The organism is Myxococcus qinghaiensis, from assembly GCF_024198215.1.
Classification (GTDB): Bacteria; Myxococcota; Myxococcia; order Myxococcales; family Myxococcaceae; genus Myxococcus; species Myxococcus qinghaiensis.
In genome coordinates this window covers 324,857-340,730 of record NZ_JAKCFA010000009.1, presented here as the reverse complement: position 1 = coordinate 340,730, position 15,874 = coordinate 324,857, and the positions used below count along the sequence as shown (strand labels likewise).

At 71.1% G+C, this 15,874-nt stretch carries 16 protein-coding genes; 11 read left to right on the top strand and 5 right to left on the bottom strand.

Features of this window, described 5'->3' with window-relative positions; translation table 11 throughout:
- Window positions 1-118 precede the first annotated feature (118 nt).
- Genes LZ199_RS19335 through LZ199_RS19325 form a run of 3 tightly spaced genes read right to left on the bottom strand, consistent with a single transcriptional unit; the run spans window position 119 to window position 2,668 of the window.
- Complete coding sequence (locus tag LZ199_RS19335) at window positions 119-1,183, bottom strand: alpha/beta hydrolase-fold protein (protein WP_253995197.1); 1,065 nt, start codon at window positions 1,181-1,183, stop codon at window positions 119-121.
- Between the two features lie 10 nt (window positions 1,184-1,193).
- Entirely contained in the window at window positions 1,194-2,099 is a 906-nt protein-coding gene (locus LZ199_RS19330) for a TIGR01777 family oxidoreductase (protein WP_253995196.1), read from the bottom strand.
- Window positions 2,096-2,668: a peroxiredoxin family protein gene (locus LZ199_RS19325; RefSeq protein WP_253995195.1), complete on the bottom strand. Its 573-nt coding sequence runs from the start codon at window positions 2,666-2,668 to the stop codon at window positions 2,096-2,098. The genes LZ199_RS19330 and LZ199_RS19325 overlap by 4 nt, the downstream gene beginning before the upstream one ends.
- Before the next feature lie 115 nt (window positions 2,669-2,783).
- On the opposite strand from LZ199_RS19325, the gene LZ199_RS19320 reads away from it, so the two are divergent.
- The 11 genes from LZ199_RS19320 to LZ199_RS19270 all read left to right on the top strand — a co-directional run bounded on the left by LZ199_RS19320 (window position 2,784) and on the right by LZ199_RS19270 (window position 13,256).
- Window positions 2,784-3,869: a polyprenyl synthetase family protein gene (locus LZ199_RS19320; protein WP_253995194.1), complete on the top strand. Its 1,086-nt coding sequence runs from the start codon at window positions 2,784-2,786 to the stop codon at window positions 3,867-3,869.
- A gap of 7 nt (window positions 3,870-3,876) precedes the next feature.
- A complete protein-coding gene (locus LZ199_RS19315) occupies window positions 3,877-5,433 on the top strand; it encodes a phytoene desaturase family protein (protein ID WP_253995193.1) in 1,557 nt (518 codons plus the stop codon).
- A complete protein-coding gene (locus LZ199_RS19310) occupies window positions 5,430-6,446 on the top strand; it encodes a phytoene/squalene synthase family protein (protein ID WP_253995192.1) in 1,017 nt (338 codons plus the stop codon). Before LZ199_RS19315 ends, LZ199_RS19310 begins: the two co-directional genes overlap by 4 nt.
- A gap of 96 nt (window positions 6,447-6,542) precedes the next feature.
- Window positions 6,543-8,000, top strand: a complete 1,458-nt coding sequence (locus LZ199_RS19305; RefSeq protein ID WP_253995191.1) for a phytoene desaturase family protein — start codon at window positions 6,543-6,545, stop codon at window positions 7,998-8,000.
- On the top strand, window positions 7,997-8,923 hold the full coding sequence (locus LZ199_RS19300; RefSeq protein WP_253995190.1) for a carotenoid 1,2-hydratase: 927 nt from the start codon (window positions 7,997-7,999) through the stop codon (window positions 8,921-8,923). The genes LZ199_RS19305 and LZ199_RS19300 overlap by 4 nt, the downstream gene beginning before the upstream one ends.
- The gene (locus tag LZ199_RS19295) at window positions 8,920-10,071 is read left to right on the top strand and encodes a glycosyltransferase (RefSeq protein WP_253995189.1); all 1,152 of its coding nucleotides are present in this window, start codon (window positions 8,920-8,922) and stop codon (window positions 10,069-10,071) included. The genes LZ199_RS19300 and LZ199_RS19295 overlap by 4 nt, the downstream gene beginning before the upstream one ends.
- Window positions 10,068-10,454, top strand: coding sequence for a lycopene cyclase domain-containing protein (locus LZ199_RS19290; RefSeq protein WP_253995188.1), 387 nt, complete (start codon window positions 10,068-10,070; stop codon window positions 10,452-10,454). The genes LZ199_RS19295 and LZ199_RS19290 overlap by 4 nt, the downstream gene beginning before the upstream one ends.
- Window positions 10,451-10,807 (top strand): lycopene cyclase domain-containing protein, encoded by a 357-nt coding sequence (locus LZ199_RS19285; protein ID WP_253995187.1) that lies wholly within the window; start codon window positions 10,451-10,453, stop codon window positions 10,805-10,807. Before LZ199_RS19290 ends, LZ199_RS19285 begins: the two co-directional genes overlap by 4 nt.
- The gene (locus LZ199_RS19280; RefSeq protein WP_253995186.1) at window positions 10,804-11,481 is read left to right on the top strand and encodes a lysophospholipid acyltransferase family protein; all 678 of its coding nucleotides are present in this window, start codon (window positions 10,804-10,806) and stop codon (window positions 11,479-11,481) included. The genes LZ199_RS19285 and LZ199_RS19280 overlap by 4 nt, the downstream gene beginning before the upstream one ends.
- The gene (locus LZ199_RS19275; RefSeq protein WP_253995185.1) at window positions 11,478-12,344 is read left to right on the top strand and encodes a MerR family transcriptional regulator; all 867 of its coding nucleotides are present in this window, start codon (window positions 11,478-11,480) and stop codon (window positions 12,342-12,344) included. The genes LZ199_RS19280 and LZ199_RS19275 overlap by 4 nt, the downstream gene beginning before the upstream one ends.
- 12 nt (window positions 12,345-12,356) lie before the next feature.
- The gene (locus LZ199_RS19270) at window positions 12,357-13,256 is read left to right on the top strand and encodes a MerR family transcriptional regulator (protein WP_253995184.1); all 900 of its coding nucleotides are present in this window, start codon (window positions 12,357-12,359) and stop codon (window positions 13,254-13,256) included.
- On the opposite strand, the gene LZ199_RS19265 is transcribed toward LZ199_RS19270, so the two are convergent.
- Both LZ199_RS19265 and LZ199_RS19260 read right to left on the bottom strand, forming a co-directional pair.
- Window positions 13,216-14,289 (bottom strand): WD40/YVTN/BNR-like repeat-containing protein, encoded by a 1,074-nt coding sequence (locus LZ199_RS19265; protein WP_253995183.1) that lies wholly within the window; start codon window positions 14,287-14,289, stop codon window positions 13,216-13,218. The two genes, LZ199_RS19270 and LZ199_RS19265, sit on opposite strands and share 41 nt — an antisense overlap.
- A 32-nt stretch (window positions 14,290-14,321) precedes the next feature.
- Window positions 14,322-15,818 (bottom strand): ADYC domain-containing protein, encoded by a 1,497-nt coding sequence (locus LZ199_RS19260; protein ID WP_253995182.1) that lies wholly within the window; start codon window positions 15,816-15,818, stop codon window positions 14,322-14,324.
- Window positions 15,819-15,874: the final 56 nt, after the last annotated feature.

The following is a 15,874-nucleotide window of genomic DNA, read 5'->3' as shown; positions in this document are numbered from 1 at the left end:
GTCTCAAGGAAGTTATCGGACGCCCCGGGCGCCAGTTGCGTCCAGCGCGAAGGTGAGGTGGCACACGGACTCATGCCGCGCTGATGACCACCAGAAGACACTCAAGGAAGTGCAGCAACTACCGGCGCTTGGCCAGGGGCCTTGGAGCAAACAGCGCCTCCAGCCCCCGCACCACGTCATCCCTCCAGGCCGGGTAATTGTGCCCTCCGCTGTACTCCCGGTACTCGACGCGGTGCCCGGTGGCCTTCAACAAGGGGGCGAGCCGCTGGTTGCCCTCCAACAGCACCTCGAAGCGGCCACAGCTCATCCACACGTCCAGCGGGCGACGAGGCACGTGCCGCGCCAGGTCGAACACGACGAACTCGTGGTTTTCCACCACGAACGCCCCCGACTGCGTCAGCACCCGGCCAAACGTCTCCGGCGCGCGCAGCCCGATGAAGAGCGACATCAGCCCGCCCAGCGACGAGCCCAGCACCCCGTGCACGCCAGGGTTGTGTCGTTCGTCCACCAACGACAGGTGCTCCCGGGCCAGGGGCAGCACCTTCCATAGGAGGAGGGCCACGGTGTACTCGCTGCACGCGTACTCCACGCCGCGCGTCACGCCCCCATTGGAGACGAGCGCGAGGGCGACGGGCTGCATGCGGCCATCGGCGACCAGCGTGTCCACCAGCTCCGGCAGGCGCACGCGGCGCAGGTAGTCATCTCCGTCGAGCACGACGAGGAGCGGCACCGGCCCCTGTGTCGGCGGGGCGTAGAGGTGCACGGTGCGCTGGCCGTCCAGGCCCAGGTCGGACATGTCCACGCGGTGTCGGGTGACTCGGCCGCGCGGCACGCCCCGGGAGCGCCGGAGGGGCAGCGAGGGTCCGCCGTCGGGCATGTAGAAGGCGTGATTGACGTCGCCGAAGCCGTTGTCGGAGACGCGCGCGTTGAAGTCGTCCTTCAGCCGCTGGCCGCGCGAATCGAAGAGGGCGTATTCGACGTACGCATCGCGAGGCAGCGCCAGCGAGCGGGTCCACAGGCCCGGGGCCACGCGCTTCAGGGGCAGCGGCTCGCCCTTCCAGTCCTGGAAGTCACCCTGCACGAAGACGGGCCCGCGTCCCCGCCACACGAAGGTGGCCATGTCTCCGATGATGACGGGGGTTCCCTCGGCTCGCGCTCGCGCTTCCAGCTCCCTGGCTTCCATGCGCGTCAACCTATGTCAGCAGGTGCTTCAGCGCTCCCTCCAGTTCAGGGAAGCGGAAGGTGAAGCCCGCCGCCTGGGCCCGCGCGGGCAGCACGCGCTGACCCTCCAGGACGACCTTCGCCATCTCCCCCATGGCCGCCTTCACCATGAACGCGGGGATGTGCATCACCGACGGCCGGCCCAACGCATGGCCGAGCGCATGGGCGAACGCCGCGTTCGTCACCGGCTCCGGGGCCGTCGCATTCACGGGCCCCTCCACCGTCGCGTCCTCGAGGGCGAAGCGCACCAGCGCCTGAGCGTCCTCGCGGTGAATCCAGCTCACGTACTGTCGGCCACTGCCCACCGCGCCCCCCGCGCCCATGCGGAAGGGCGGCAGCATCTTGTGGAGCGCGCCGCCGTCCGGATGCAGCACCACGCCCATGCGCACCACCGCGGTGCTGATGCCCGCGCCGCGCGCGTTCCCCGCCTCCGCCTCCCAGTCCACGCACACCCGCGCCAGGAAGTCGTCGCCTGGCGGGCTCTCTTCCGTGAGCACCTCCGCCTCGCGCGCGCCGCCGTAGTATCCGATGGCCGACGTGGACACGAAGCGCCTCACCGTCCCCGCCGCCTTCATCGCCTCCACCAACATCCGCGTGCCCACCACCCGACTGCCGTGGATGCGCTGCTTCGCGTCCTTCGTCCACCGCTGCGCCACCGGCTCCCCGGCCAGGTGGATGACCGCGTCCGCGCCGGCCAGCGCCTCCGGGGCAAGTGGCGATCGCCCGTCGAAGGGCGCCCCCGTCACCCCCGGCGGCAGCTTCTCCAGCGCCCGAGGCACGTCCCGCGTCAGCACGTGCAGGCTGTGTCCCTGACTCAACAAACCCTGGACAAGGCCCGGACCCAGAAACCCCGTGGCGCCGGTGATGGCCACCTTCACGGCGTGGCTCCCGGGGCCTTGGGCGCCGCCGGCGTGTTGAGGTCCACCCCCACCAGCGTGCTCAGGGCCGAGAAGAACGCCACCTGCTCCTCCGGCTTCATCTTCCCGGAATATCGGTAGACCACCGCGCCCTGGGCATCCAGCAGCAGCACGTTGGAGGTCTTCATCGGCAGGCCCCAGGGCGCCGAGCCCATCGTCCCGTCCAAATCCACCAGGATGGGCACGCCCACCTTCTTCTCCTCATCCCGCACATAGGAGAGGGCAATCTGCCGAGCGGGAAAGAAGTCGAACTTCCGCAGGTTGGCCACCGCCACCACCCAGGCGGAGCCCAGCAGGTTGCGCTCCTTGCCTCGCGCGAACAGCTCCTCCTTCAGCCCCGCGTTGAGCGTCGTGGAGTCCTTGTCCTCATAAAAGAGAATTACCGGTTTCCCACGCCACTTCGAGAGACGGACCTCATCTCCGCTGGAACTCCGTAACGTCGCGTCGGGCGGGCCGTCTGCAGGGCTGGAAGCCAGCGCACCCTGGGTCAGCAGGGCCGCCGTCAGTGTGCTTGTGATCCACATCTTCATGAGGTGACCCCCGGTGGACAAGGTTCTTACAAACCCTGTACATAGCCTTGACAAGCCCTCGACGCAAACGCTACGCCTGGAGGGCAGGACCCTCTTGAACCCCGAGGATCAACCCATGGCACTCCCGCGTTCCGCCGCGCAGCCGCTGCCTGATGACGTCCCCTTGGAGCAGGCCTGGCTGATGCTGGTGCACGCGCAGGTGGAGGCGTCGCTTGCGGAGCTGTTCGAGCTGCCGGACGAGGCGGGCCTGGACGCTCGGTGGACGCGGGCGCTGGAGGAGGCCCGGCTGTACGCGCTGCGGCCGGCCAAGCGGGTGCGGCCCGCGCTGGTGATGGCGGGGCACTGCCTGGCCAGGGGCACGCCGGTGGTGGCGGCGGAGCTGTGGCGCTTCGCCGCGGGGCTGGAGCTGCTCCACACCTTCCTCCTGATTCATGACGACGTGGCGGACCGCGCGGTGATGCGGCGCGGGAGCGCGGCGCTGCACCACGTGCTGGCGCCGGGCCGGACGGGCGAGGACCTGGCGGTGGTGGTGGGAGACCACCTCTTCGCCCGCGCGCTGGAGGCGATGCTGGAGTCGGAGCTGCCGGGCGTGGCCAAGGTGGTGCGCTACTACCTGGCGGTGTGCCGGCACACGGCGGCGGGGCAGTACCTGGACTTGTCGCTGGAGCGCGCGCCGCTGTCGGAGGTGTCGCTGTTCCAGGTGATGCGCGTGGCCTATCTCAAGACGGCGCGCTACGGCTTCTGCGCGCCGCTCGTCTGTGGCGCCATGCTGGGCGGTGCGAGCGCGCAGCTGTTGGAGGGGCTGGAGCGCGTGGGCCGCCAGGTGGGGCTCGCCTACCAGCTGCGCGATGACGTCATCGGCCTCTTCGGTGACTCCACCGTCGCGGGCAAGTCGTCGGCCAGCGACTTCACGCAAGGCAAGCGCACCTTCCCCTTGCTCGCGGCGTACGCGCGCGCCTCGCCGGAGGGACGCGAGGAGCTGGAGGCGCTCTGGGCGCTGCCGGAGTGTCAGAAGGACGCAGCGGCCCTGGCGCGTGCCCGGACGCTGGTGGAGGTGCATGGCGGCCGTGCCGCGTGCGAGCGGATGGTGGAGCGCGCCTCTCGCGCCGCCCGGCGCACCCTCCAGTCGTTGCCCAACCCCAACGGCGTGAGGGACTTGATGGACGCCCTCATCGCGCGGCTCGCGCATCGCGCGGCCTGAGGAACACATGAGCCCGCGGACACAAGGCAGACGCGTGGTGGTGGTGGGCGCTGGCGTGGGAGGCCTGGCCGCCGCGGCGCGACTGGCGCACCAGGGCTTCGACGTCCAGGTCGTCGAGAAGACGGTGGGGCCGGGCGGGCGCTGCAACCGGCTGCGGGTGGACGGCTTCACCTGGGACATCGGTCCCACCATCGTGCTGATGCCGGAGGTGTTCGAGGAGACCTTCCGCGCGCTCGGCCGCCGAATCGAGGACTACCTGACGTTGCTCAAGTGCGACCCGAACTACCGTGTGCACTTTCGAGATGGCTCGGACGTGACGTTCACCTCCGAGCTGTGCGCCATGGGGCGCGAGCTGGAGCGGGTGGAGCCCGGCAGCTACGCGCGCTACCTCGCCTTCCTGGCCCAGGGGCGTGTCCAGTACCGCACCAGCCTGGACCACCTGGTGGGCCGCAACTACGCGGGCATCACCGACTACCTGTCCCCGCGCGTGCTCGCCCGCATCTTCCAGGTGCGCGCCCACCGGCGCATGTACCCGGACGTCAGCCGCTACTTCCGCGATGACCGGCTGCGCGCGGCGATGACGTTCCAGACGATGTACCTGGGCGTCTCTCCCTTCGAGTCGCCCGCCGTCTACGGCCTGCTGCCCTTCACCGAGCTGGGCGTCGGCATCTGGTTCCCCAAGGGCGGGCTGTACGCGATTCCGCAGGCGCTGGAGCGGCTGGCCATCGAGGAGGGCGTGCGCTTCCACTACGGCACCCCGGTGGAGCGCATCCTCACGGACGGCGGCCGCACCACCGGAGTCCGGCTGGAGGGCGGCGAGGTGCTGGAGGCGGACGCGGTGCTGTGCAACGCGGACCTGCCCTACGCGTACGAGAAGCTCCTGGACCCGCAGGCCACCACGCTCAAGCGCCGCGAGTCGCTGCGCTACACCTCCAGCGGCTACATGCTCTACCTGGGCATGCGCCGGAAGGTGCCGGAGCTGCTGCATCACAATGTCATCTTCGGCCGCGACTACCGGGGCTCGTTCGAGGACATCTTCAAGCGCTTCCGCGTGCCGGAGGACCCGAGCTTCTACGTCAACGCGCCCACGCGCACCGACGCGTCGCTGGCGCCCGAGGGCAAGGACTCGCTCTACGTGCTGGTGCCCGTGCCACACCAGCACCCGTCGCTGGACTGGAAGACGGAGGGGCCGAAGCTGCGCGCCAAGGTCTTCGCGCGGCTGGCGGAGCTGGGCTTCCCGAAGCTGGAGTCGGACATCGAGGTGGAGCGCGTCTTCACGCCGGATGATTGGGCGGGCACGTTCAACCTGGCGAAGGGCAGCGCCTTCGGCCTGGCGCAGAACTTCATGCAGATTGGCCCCTTCCGTCCGTCGAACCAGGACGCGAAGGTGAAGAACCTCTTCTTCGTCGGGGCCTCCACGCAGCCGGGCACGGGGCTGCCCACGGTGCTCATCTCCGCGCGGCTCGTCGCCGAGCGCCTGGCCGACTGGGCAAGACAGCAGGGCGTGAAGCTGTCGCCGCGCGGGAGCCGGACGAAGTCCACGGCGGTGGAGGCGGCGGCGTGAGCGCGTCCGACGACAGGGCGCTGGTGCGCCGGGGATACTGGCTGGCGCGGCGGGTGACGCGTCACCACGCGAAGAGCTTCTTCTTCGCCTCGTACCTGCTGTTCGGCCAGCGTCGCAAGGCGGCCTTCGCGCTGTATGCGTTCTGCCGGCGGCTGGATGACCTGGTGGACGAGGCGGGCTCGGCGACGGAGGAGCTGTCCGTGCGGCTGGGGCGCGCGCGGCGCATGGTGGCGGAGCTGTACGTGCCCATGCCGGAGCTGGCGTCGAAGGAGCTGGGGCCGCCGGGCGGAAGACTGGTGGGCGTGGCGGCGAGCTCGCCGTGGGACGCGGGGGAGTTCGCCGCGCTCGCGCACACGGTGCGCCACTACCGGATTCCCGAGCAGCCCTTCCAGGACCTCATCTCCGGCATGGAGATGGACCTGACGAAGCACCACTACGACACGTGGGAGGAGCTGGACCTCTACTGCTACCGCGTGGCGGGCGTGGTGGGGTTGATGCTGACGCCGGTGCTGGGGTGCTCGGACGAGGGCGCGCTGCAGCCGGCGGCGGACCTGGGCCGGGGCATGCAGCTCACCAACATCCTGCGCGACGTGCGCGAGGACCTGGAGCGGGGGCGCGTGTACCTGCCCTCCCAGGAGCTGAAGGCCTTCGGCCTGTCCGAGGAGGACTTGCGACAGGGCAAGGTGGATGCGCGGTGGCGCGACTTCATGCGCTTCCAGGTGGAGCGCGCGCGGACGTACTACGCGCGAGCGGCCCTGGGGGTGCCCGCGCTCACGGGCTTCGGCAGCCAGCGCATGGTGCGGCTGATGGGCGCCATCTACGGCGACATCCTCCGCGACATCGAGGCGCGCGACTACGACGTGTTCAGCGCGCGGGCGTATGTGTCCACGCGGCGCAAGCTGTCGCTGGCCGCCTCCGCCTTCCTCCGGCCCCACGCCGCGCTTCCCGCGCTGCCGGCCGAGTCGCGCGTGCCACTGCTGCCGAGCGAAGTGGGGGGACAACGCCATGGGTGACGTGAAGCGCCTGTCGGTGGCTGGCGAGCGCGTGGCCCGACGGGCACGTGCATGTGGACCCCTGGACGCCGAGGTGGCGCGAAGGAGGCCGTGGTCATGAGCACCTCTCGTGTCGCTGTCGTGGGGGGAGGCATCGGCGGACTCACCGCGGCGGGGCTGCTGGCGAAGGAAGGCCACGCGGTGACGCTCTTCGAGGGAGGCGCCTCGCTGGGGGGCAAGGCGCAGGCCGTCACCCTGGACGGAATCACCCTGGACACCGGGCCCACGTTGCTGACGTTGCCGGACCTGGTGCGCGGCACCTTCGAGCAGCTGGGCGCGTTGGACCTCCTTCCGACGCTCACCGAGCTGGAGCCGCAGTGCACCTATCGCTTCATGGATGGATGCGCCTTCACCGCGTACAAGGACCTGGACCGCACCGCGGACAGCGCGAGTGAAGTGAAGCCGGTGGAGCGCAAGGGCATCCGCGGCTTCTACGCGGAGGCCGCCGCCATCTGGGGCGCCGCGGGCGAGCCGTACCTGGAGGCGCCCTTCGAGGGCATGGCCGGGTTCATGGGCCGCGTGGCCCGCCGGGGGATTGGCGCGGTGATGGCGGGGATGCAGCTGTCGTCCCTTCACGGGCTGGCGGTGAAGCACCTGCGCACCGAGCACCTGCAGCAGTACGTGGGCCGGTTCGCCACGTACGCGGGCGCGTCGCCGTACGAGGCGAGCGCGGCCTACGCGTTGATTCCGCACATCGAGCGCGCGTACGGCGTCCACCATGCCCGGGGCGGCGTGGGCGCGCTGGTGGATGCGCTGGGGCGGGCGGTGCGCAGGTTGGGTGTCACGGTGCATCTGCGGACGCGCGCCCGGTTCGCGCACACGAGCGAGGGCTACCGCGTGGGGCCCGGCGAGGACTCCGCGCCGTTCGACAGCGTGGTGGTGAACGCGGACCCACTGGAGTCGCTGCGTCGCGCGGACGAGCCGCTGGCGCTCTCCGGCTTCGTGCTCCTGCTGGAGGTGGAGGGGCGCCCCTCGCTGCCGCACCACGCGGTGCTGTTTGGAGGGAACTACCGGCGCGAGTTCGACGAGCTGTTCAGCGGGCAGCTCGCGACGGACCCGACGGTGTACTTCTGCAACCCCACCGCGACGGACCCGACGATGTCGCCGCCGGGGCGCACCGGCCTGTTCGTGATGGTGAACGCGCCCGCGTTGCCGGTGGATGCGGCGGAGGCGGACGCGGCGGCGCGCGCCTGGGAGCTTCAGGCGGAGCGGGTGAAGGCGCAGATGTTCGAGAAGCTCGTCGCGCACTTCCCGGAGCTGAAGGGCCGGGTGCGAGTCATCGGCCAGCGCTCGCCGGTGGACCTGGCCGCGCAGGGGGCGCCGGGAGGCTCCATCTACGGCTTCCTGCCGCACGGGAAGCTGGGGCCGTTTCGTCGTCCGCGCATCCGGGGCAACACCCCGGGCCTGTTCTTCGCGGGAGGGGGCACGCATCCGGGGGGCGGGGTGCCGCTCGTCATGCTGTCGGGGCGCTTCGCCGCGGAGATGGTGTCCGCGCATCTGCGGAGGGGCGCATGAACAGCCTGGGAGACATTCCCACCCTGCCGAGCAAGGCGGGGGCCTATCGTTGGTTCTACGCCGACGTGACGGCGGGGCCCTACAGCGCGGTGTGCATCTTCATGTTGGGCTCGCTCTTCTCCCCGCGCTATTCGGTGGCGGCGCGGCGGGGCGGGCGGCCCATGGAGCACAGCGCGGTGAACTTCGCGCTGTACCACGAGGGCGTGCGTCGCCTCTGGGTCCTGAGCGAGTACCCTCACGCCGAGGTGGAGTCGGCGGGGCGGCTGCGGATTGGCCGCTCCACGCTGACGTACGGAGAGGGCGGCACGGTGCGCATGGACGTGGAGGACTGGACGGCCCCCTGGGGTCGGCCCGTGAGCGCGCGCCTCACCCTGCAGCCGCTGACGCCGGTGGGCGAGGTGGTGCGGTTGATGCCCGAGCTGCCGCACTACTGGCAGGCGCTGGCGCCACGCGCGCGGGCTCGGCTGGAGGTGTCCTCCCTGGGAGTGAAGGCGGAGGGGCTGGGCTACCACGACACGAACCACGGCGAGGAGCTGCTGGGCGAGAGGCTCGCGGGCTGGCACTGGGCGCGCACGCACCGCGAGGACGCGACGACGGTGGTGGACTACCACCTGCCGGATGGCGTGGCGCCGCTGCGGATGACGGCGTGTGAGCAGAGCGTGCGCTGCGAGCGGGGCCCGGGGCCGAGGACGCAGCCCACGGTCATCACCGGGTGGGGCCTGCGCGTGCCCTCGCGACTCCAGGCGGGCAACGTGGAGGTGGGGCAGGCGAGGTTGCTGGAGTCCTCGCCCTTCTATGCGCGGATGGAGGCTCGCAAGGGCGCGCTGGACTGCATGGGGGAGGTGGCTGACTTCCGCCGCTTCCACTCGCCCTTCATCCGCTGGATGGCGCACTTCCGCACGCGGCTGGGGACAGCGGCATGAGCGCTCCCGTGCTCCTGGGACTGGGCTGGGCCGCGCTCGCCACGGGCTTCAGCGGCGTCGCGCTCGCGCGCCTGCTTCGCATGCGCCGGGGGACTCGGCCGGAGCCGTCCGTCGAGGCGCGTGGCACCCGGCCTTCGGTGTTGCTGCTGCGTCCCGTGGACGCGCCCACGCCTCGGGAGCTGGAGAACCTGGCCCTGCCCATCTCGTACGCGGGCACGCTGGAGCAGGTCGTCGTATCGCCCTACCGCCCTCGGCTCGCGCCCGACGTGCGCTGGCTTCCGAGCGACCCGCTCACGCCCAACCGCAAGGTGGGCCACCTGCTCTACGCGCTGGAGGTGCTTCCCACCGAGGGCCGCGTCGTCCTCGCCGTGGACGCGGATGTCGCGGTGACGGGCGCGCTGGTGGAGGGCCTCGTGGCGCCCCTGGTTCGAGGTGCCGCGCTGAGCACGGCGGCCCCCACTCCGGTGGACGTGCGCGATGGCGCCGGCCGGGCCATGGCGGGCCTGCTGCGCTACACGCATCACAGCTTCCTCGCGCTGCACGTCATGAGCGCGGGCGCGAAGTCCGTGTGTGGCAAGGCGCTGGGGCTGTCTCCGGTGGCGATGGAGTCGCTCAAGTCCCTGGCCGACCACATCGGCGAGGACCTGGAGCTGTCCAAGCGCCTGCACGCCCTCGGCCTCGACGTCGCGCTGAGCGACGCGCCCGCCGTGGTGCCCCTGGGTGACATCGGCGCCTGGGAGGTTCCCCTGTCCCGCTTCACGCGCTGGATGCGGGTGCTGGCCAGTCACCGTCCCGCGCTGTACCCCACGGTGCCGCTGCTCTTCACGCCCACCGTGCCGCTGGTGGTGCTGGCCGCGCTGCTGGGCTCCCCCGTGCTGGCCGCCGCCGTGGTGTCGCTTGTCATCGTGCGCGCGCTGCTGGCGCTCCGGCTCGCGGTGCTGGGCGCGCCTCGGGTGGAGGGCTTGCGAGACGCGGGCCTCGGGCGCGCCTTGACGGACTGGTTGCTGGGAGAGTCGCTGTTGCTGACGGCCTTCATCGTCTCCCTGGGTCGCCAGGGCCTGGTGACGTGGCGGGGGCGCACGTACGCGCTCCTGCCGGGAGGCCGCATGGTCCGGGTGGCGCCGGAGCTGACGGGAGGACCTGGATGACCTACGCGCGTTTCCTCGGGCTGTTCGTTGTATTGCCCATCGTCTTCCTGCTGTGGCGCTACCGCCGCACCTTCACGGCGCGGAGCCTGGCGCCCATGGGGCTCTTGCTCGTGGTCGTCTACGCGGCGACGTCGCCCTGGGACAACCTGGCGGTGAAGTGGGGCCTGTGGGGCTTCGACGAGAGCCGCATCTGGGGCATCAAGCTGGGCTACCTGCCGCTGGAGGAGTACCTGTTCTTCGGCCTCCAGACGCTCCTGGTGGGACTGTGGGCCAGGGCCCGGCTCACCCGCGCGCTGGCTCGCACGGAGCCTTCGCGGCCCGCGACGTCGTTGCCCACGCCTTCCTCCGAGCGGGCCCTGTCCCCGAGCGAGGTGTCGTCATGATGGAGACGCGCTGGGCCTACCTCATCCACCTGCTTGGCTGGACGCTGCCGCTCATCCTCTTCCAGACGGTGGTGCTGGTGCGCCACTACAAGGAGCGCTCCGGCGCGGTGCTGCGCGCGGTGCTGGTGCCCGCGTTCATCATCGGCATCTACCTGGCGGTGGCGGACCACCTGGCCATCTCCACGGGCATCTGGAACTTCGGCGAGGGCCTGCACCTGGGCATCTACCTGGGGCTCGTTCCCCTGGAGGAGGTGCTCTTCTTCCTGCTGACCAGCGTGCTCGTGTCGCTGGGGCTGGCCCTCTTCACGGGCCTGGTGGAGCTGTTGACGAAGAAGGAGGCCAGGGCGTCGTGATTCCCGCGGCCAAGGGAGGCCCCTTCGAGTGGGCGCTGGATGCGTATATCGGGTGGAAGTTCCGCTCGGCGTTCCGCGGCCTGTGGGTGCGCGGGGAGCTGCCCGCCGCGGGCCCGGGGAGGCTGGTGTACCTGAACCACGCGAACTGGTGGGACGGCTTCATGCTGCACCAGCTCTCGCGCGTGGCGGGGTGGGACGCCTACTGCCTGATGGATGAGGAGAACCTGCGCCGCTACGCCTTCCTGGCGCGCATCGGCGCCTTCAGCATCCGCCGCAAGGACGCCGTGTCGTCGGTGGAGTCGCTGCGCTACGCGAAGGACCTCCTCAAGCGTCCCCGCGCGGCGCTGTATGTCTTTCCCGAGGGCGAGCACCGGCCCTTCGGCGAGCTGCCGCTGCGGCTGGAGCGCGGCGTGGAGCTGCTGGCGCGCGTGGCCAAGGTGGAGTGTGTGCCCATTGGCGTGCGCTACGCCTTCTTCGAGCACGAGCGCCCGGACGTCCTGCTGGAGGTGGGCACGCCGCATCCGCCCGGCTCGCTGCCTGTCTTCCAGCAGGGGCTGGAGTCCGTGGTGCGCCGGTTGATGGCGGTGACGTCCCTGGAGGGCTTCACGCGCAAGGTGTCCGGCGCGCGAGGCGTGGCGGAGCGCTGGGATGCCGCCCGGGGGGTGGCGCCATGATGCTGCGCATCCGCACCATCGCTCGCCTGACGGGCATCCGCGAGGCGACCCTGCGCGCGTGGGAGCGGCGCTACGGCTTCCCGCGCCCCATGCGCTCGGAGGGCAACAACTACCGCGTCTATTCACGCGCGGAGGTGGAGTCCATCCGCCGCGTCGCGCGGCTCATCCAGTTGGACGGCCTGGCGGTGAGCGAGGCCATCGCCCAGGTGCTCGCCTCGCCCGTGACGTCGATGCCCCGCGCGGAGCGGCTCCAGGAGCGCTTCTGGGCCGCCGTCATGCTGCTGGACGGGGACGAGGTGTCGCGGGTGCTCGACGAGGCGCAGGAGGCCATGGACGTGGACAGCTACTGCGATGACTTCCTGATGCCGCTGCTGCGGGAGATGAGCGCGCGGCTGGACGTCGCCCGTGAGCACCTGGCGTCCGGGCTCATCCGCCAGCGGCTGCGGCAGGTGCTGTCGAGCGTGGAGAGCCCGGCGAACGGGCCGCGCGCGCTCCTGGCGTGCCCGCCCCAGGACTTCCACGAGGGGGGCCTCCTGGGACTGGGCGTGCAGCTCAAGCGCCAGGGGTGGCGGGTGACGATGCTGGGGGCGGACACCCCGGCCGAGGCGCTGCGCTCCGCCTGCGAGCAGCTCCACCCGGACATGGTGGCGCTGTCCTTCGTTCAGGGGCGCGAACCGGACGAATTCATGACGCTGTTATCAGATGCTCAGCGAGCCTGCGCCCCCACGCCGGTCGTGGTAGGAGGGCCCGGCGCTCGCGAGCACTTGAAGGCCACCTTCACGCTGGGCGCGCAGTACGCGGAGTCCTCCCAGGAGTTGATAGCCCTCTGGAACCAGGTGCGAACCGCGCAGAATCGCCCCTGACCCGTATCGCCCATGGCCGAGCGCACCTACCGAATCCACGTCGCCGCGGAGTTGTCAGGGGTTCGGGTGGAGCTCATCCGGGCCTGGGAGCGTCGGTATGGGGTGCTCCAGCCCTTGCGCACGCCCGCCGGCTACCGCGTCTACACGGAGCGGGATGTCGCGCTGCTCAAGCGGCTCAAGAAGCTGACGGACGAGGGCGTGGCCATCAGCGAGGCGGCGAAGCTGCTGCCCCAACTGCTCGCGGAGCTGGACGCCGCTCCCGCCGTCCAGGACGAAGTGCAGGGCTCCGGCGCGGGCCTGGAGTTCTGGCGGGACGCCGCGCTGCTCGCGGCCGAGGCCTATGACCAGGGCGGCGTCTCCGCGGTGGTGGACGAGGTGCTGTCCGCGCTGCCCCCGCTCAAGGCGTTCGACGGCGTGCTGGCGCCGCTCCAGCGCGAGGTGGGCGAGCGCTGGCACTCGGGTGAGTTGAGCGTGGCGCAGGAGCACCTGGTGACGCAGGTGGTGCGCGCCCGGCTGGTGAACCTGCTGCACGCGGCGCCGGACAGCGGGCGGCGTCACGCGGTGCTGGCGTGCTTCCCGGAGGAGGAGCACGAGCTGGGGCTGTTGGGCGTGGCGCTGCGCATGCGTCACGCGGGCTTCCGGGTGACGCTCCTGGGGCAGCGGGTGCCCGCGCTGGATTTGGGCCGGGCGGTGGCGGAGCTGAAGCCGGAGCTGGTGGGCCTGTCCGCCATCAACAACCGGGGCGAGGAGCCGTTCCGCGACACGCTCACCGAGCTCATGCGAGCGCTGCCCCGGGGCGTGCCCGTGTGGGTGGGCGGCGCGGCGGCGGTGGCCCACTCGGACATCGTCGTCCGACTGGGCGCGCGGCTGTTCAGCGCCGAGGACGACTGGGCGAAGGTGCTGGAGGACTAGACACGGACGCCCGCTGGAGCGTCGCGATGCGGCCCGCGTCTCCGACGGCCCACACGCGCCTGCCCGTGGGCGACGCGGACACGGCGTGGAAGCCCAGGGGGCCCAGCGACGTCCAGCTCTTCGCGCCGTCCGAAGACAGCTCCGAGCCGGACGGCCCCACGGTGACGAGCGTGGGCCCCGGCACTCCCTGCAACCGCGCGACGCAGGAGCGGTAGCCCGCGGGCCTCGCGCCTGGGGGCACGCTCCACGTCCTACCCCCGTCCCGCGTGAGGGCCAGGTTGCCGGTGGCGTCGTCGTGACGCTGGTGGTTGCCGCCCACGGCGACGCCGTCGGTGTCGCTCCAGAAGACGAGCGAGAAGACGCCGCCGCCGTCGCCCGTGGCCAGGGGCGTTGTCGCGACACTCCACGACTTGCCTCCGTCCGTCGTGCGCAGCACGCGCGCCGCCGCGCCGCCCAGGCCGAACCAGGCCTGCCTCGGTGCGCGCACGGCGATGCTGGTGCCGCTGGCCGCGAAGCCCGCCTCGCCGGGGAGCGCGGGAGGAAACGCGCTGGCGGGGAGCGGGGCCCAGGTGGCGCCGCCGTCGGAGGTGGCGATGACGAGGAAGCGGCCCTCCACCGGGTCGCTGAAGGCGAGGCCATGTTGCTCGTCCCAGAAGGCCATGCCGTCGAAGAAGGCGCCGGGCGTCGAGTTGGTGAACTGGAGCGTCCAGTGCTCGCCGCCGTCCACCGTCTTGTAGATGCGGGACTTGTCGCCCTCGCCGATGGAGAGCAGGTACGCGGTGGTGTCGCTGAAGGCATCCACGTCGCGGAAGTCCAGGGCTTCAGCGCCGGGCACCGTGCCCGCCTTCCACGTCGCCCCTCCGTCCGTCGTCCGGACGAAGGTCCCCTTGTCACCGCTGGCCCAACCCACGCGTGCGTCGACGGCGCTGACGCCTCGCAGGCGCACGGTGGTGTGGCTGTCCTGGGGTTCCCACTTCATGCCCGCGCTCCCCAGCGACAGCAGCGTCGCCAGCCAGATGGCTCCCGTCATCATGCCGCGTCCTCCTCGCGGCCCGGGAGGCTAGCTCAGGGCTGGGGCCGGGTGAGCTGCTCGTTGGCGATGGAGTTGTTGAAGACGGAGCTGTTGAAGAGCTGCCGCGCCTCCTGGGCGTTGTCGCAGATGGGCGAGCACTTGTACGCGCCCGCGACGTTGTGCGGGTCCCTGCAGTCGTTGATGACGTGGCCGTTGGCGTCCTCGATGGGCGGCTGCAGCTCCACGCAGCCGGCCTGCAGGTGCTTCCAGCGCCAGTGACTCAGACACGCAGGGCCACTGGTGTTCCAGCCCGCCTCGAACTGCATTCCCGCCGGGCCGGAGCCCTGGGTGGGCGGGGGGATGATGTTCGGCGCCAGCGCGTCCCACGGCTGGATGAGGGTGCCGTCCTGGGTGAAGGACGTGCCGCTGCCGCAGTAGTCGGCGCGGGCCATGCGGGTGCAGGCCCAGTGGGCCCTCGTCACCGCGCCGGGGTTGGCGCCATCCAGCCACGGCTTGTAGCCCCAGCGGTAGCACTTGGCGAGCACGCCCGGGTCGCACGCGAGCGTGAAGATGCTGGTGCTCTCCGCGCGGTCGCCCGCCTTCGAGAAGGAGCCCTCCAGGGGCACCGTCCAGGCCCAGCCCACGGCGGGGTCCGCGCCCGTCGTGCACAGGTCCGTGTACGTGCCGGAGGTGGACCGGATTTGCATGCGATAGAGGAAGGTGTCGCCGCTGGCGTCCCAGATGCCGGGGGACTCGGGGATGACGACGTCGGCCGCGTTGGTCGCGTCCTTGACCTCGATGATGGTGCCGTAGCCGGACGGCGACGAGCTCAGCATCCGCGCGCCGATGAGCTGCTCACCGCGCAGGTCCTTGTACGTCACCGGGAAGCGGCCCGCGCTGGAGCGCACGTCCACGCTCGCGCTCTGGGTCGTCGTATAGGCCCCGGACAGCACGGTGAAGATGCCGCTCCTGGGGCAGATGAACCTCACGGAGGGGCAACTCGAGGAGAGGCTGCACTGGGAATCGGGGCCCGCGCTGCCCACGCCCGTGCCCAGGTAGCCCGTCTGCTCGAACTCGCAGGGCTTCTCTCCCGAGCAGACGCGCAGGATGGGGCGGCCCGTGCAGCCCCCTATCGTGCTCGCGCAATCACCACTGGAGACGGTGACCGTCGTGGTCGGAGAACAGGTGCCCATGCCCTCCACGCGGAAGCCACAGCTTCGCTCGGGTCCTGTTCCACGCGGGATGCACTGCGAGAGGCTGGGCGTGGTGCCCGACAACGCCAGGTTGAAGCGGCCGACCAGCTCCCCCCGGAAGAGTCGCAGCGTCGCCTCGCGGCGGACGCCTGCGTTCACCACGGAGGCTCCCGTGTAGGAGACGGATGGGATGTGCGAGCCGTGGAGCTGCGTGCCCTGGGAGTGGGAGTCGTCGTTTCCAGCGGAGAACGCCTGGGACTCCAGGGGGGACGACGTGTCCTCGGGGGCCAGGGGCCCGCATGCGGCGAGGAGACAGAGACAGAGACTGGATGACAACAGTTTCGAGATGGCGCTCATGAGAGGGACCTCGGTTTCGTTCAAGGCAGACAGGAGCGGCTAGAGCATGGCGTATG

Excerpts from the sequence above, each read along its gene's own strand:
- LZ199_RS19300 (WP_253995190.1), top strand. The coding sequence starts at position 7,997 with ATGAACAGCCTGGGAGACATTCCCACCCTGCCGAGCAAGGCGGGGGCC.
- LZ199_RS19335 (WP_253995197.1), bottom strand. The coding sequence starts at position 1,183 with ATGGAAGCCAGGGAGCTGGAAGCGCGAGCGCGAGCCGAGGGAACCCCC.
- LZ199_RS19315 (WP_253995193.1), top strand. The coding sequence starts at position 3,877 with ATGAGCCCGCGGACACAAGGCAGACGCGTGGTGGTGGTGGGCGCTGGC.
- LZ199_RS19285 (WP_253995187.1), top strand. The coding sequence starts at position 10,451 with ATGATGGAGACGCGCTGGGCCTACCTCATCCACCTGCTTGGCTGGACG.
- LZ199_RS19265 (WP_253995183.1), bottom strand. The coding sequence starts at position 14,289 with ATGATGACGGGAGCCATCTGGCTGGCGACGCTGCTGTCGCTGGGGAGC.
- LZ199_RS19295 (WP_253995189.1), top strand. The coding sequence starts at position 8,920 with ATGAGCGCTCCCGTGCTCCTGGGACTGGGCTGGGCCGCGCTCGCCACG.
- LZ199_RS19275 (WP_253995185.1), top strand. The coding sequence starts at position 11,478 with ATGATGCTGCGCATCCGCACCATCGCTCGCCTGACGGGCATCCGCGAG.
- LZ199_RS19270 (WP_253995184.1), top strand. The coding sequence starts at position 12,357 with ATGGCCGAGCGCACCTACCGAATCCACGTCGCCGCGGAGTTGTCAGGG.
- LZ199_RS19305 (WP_253995191.1), top strand. The coding sequence starts at position 6,543 with ATGAGCACCTCTCGTGTCGCTGTCGTGGGGGGAGGCATCGGCGGACTC.
- LZ199_RS19325 (WP_253995195.1), bottom strand. The coding sequence starts at position 2,668 with ATGAAGATGTGGATCACAAGCACACTGACGGCGGCCCTGCTGACCCAG.
- LZ199_RS19320 (WP_253995194.1), top strand. The coding sequence starts at position 2,784 with ATGGCACTCCCGCGTTCCGCCGCGCAGCCGCTGCCTGATGACGTCCCC.
- LZ199_RS19290 (WP_253995188.1), top strand. The coding sequence starts at position 10,068 with ATGACCTACGCGCGTTTCCTCGGGCTGTTCGTTGTATTGCCCATCGTC.
- LZ199_RS19260 (WP_253995182.1), bottom strand. The coding sequence starts at position 15,818 with ATGAGCGCCATCTCGAAACTGTTGTCATCCAGTCTCTGTCTCTGTCTC.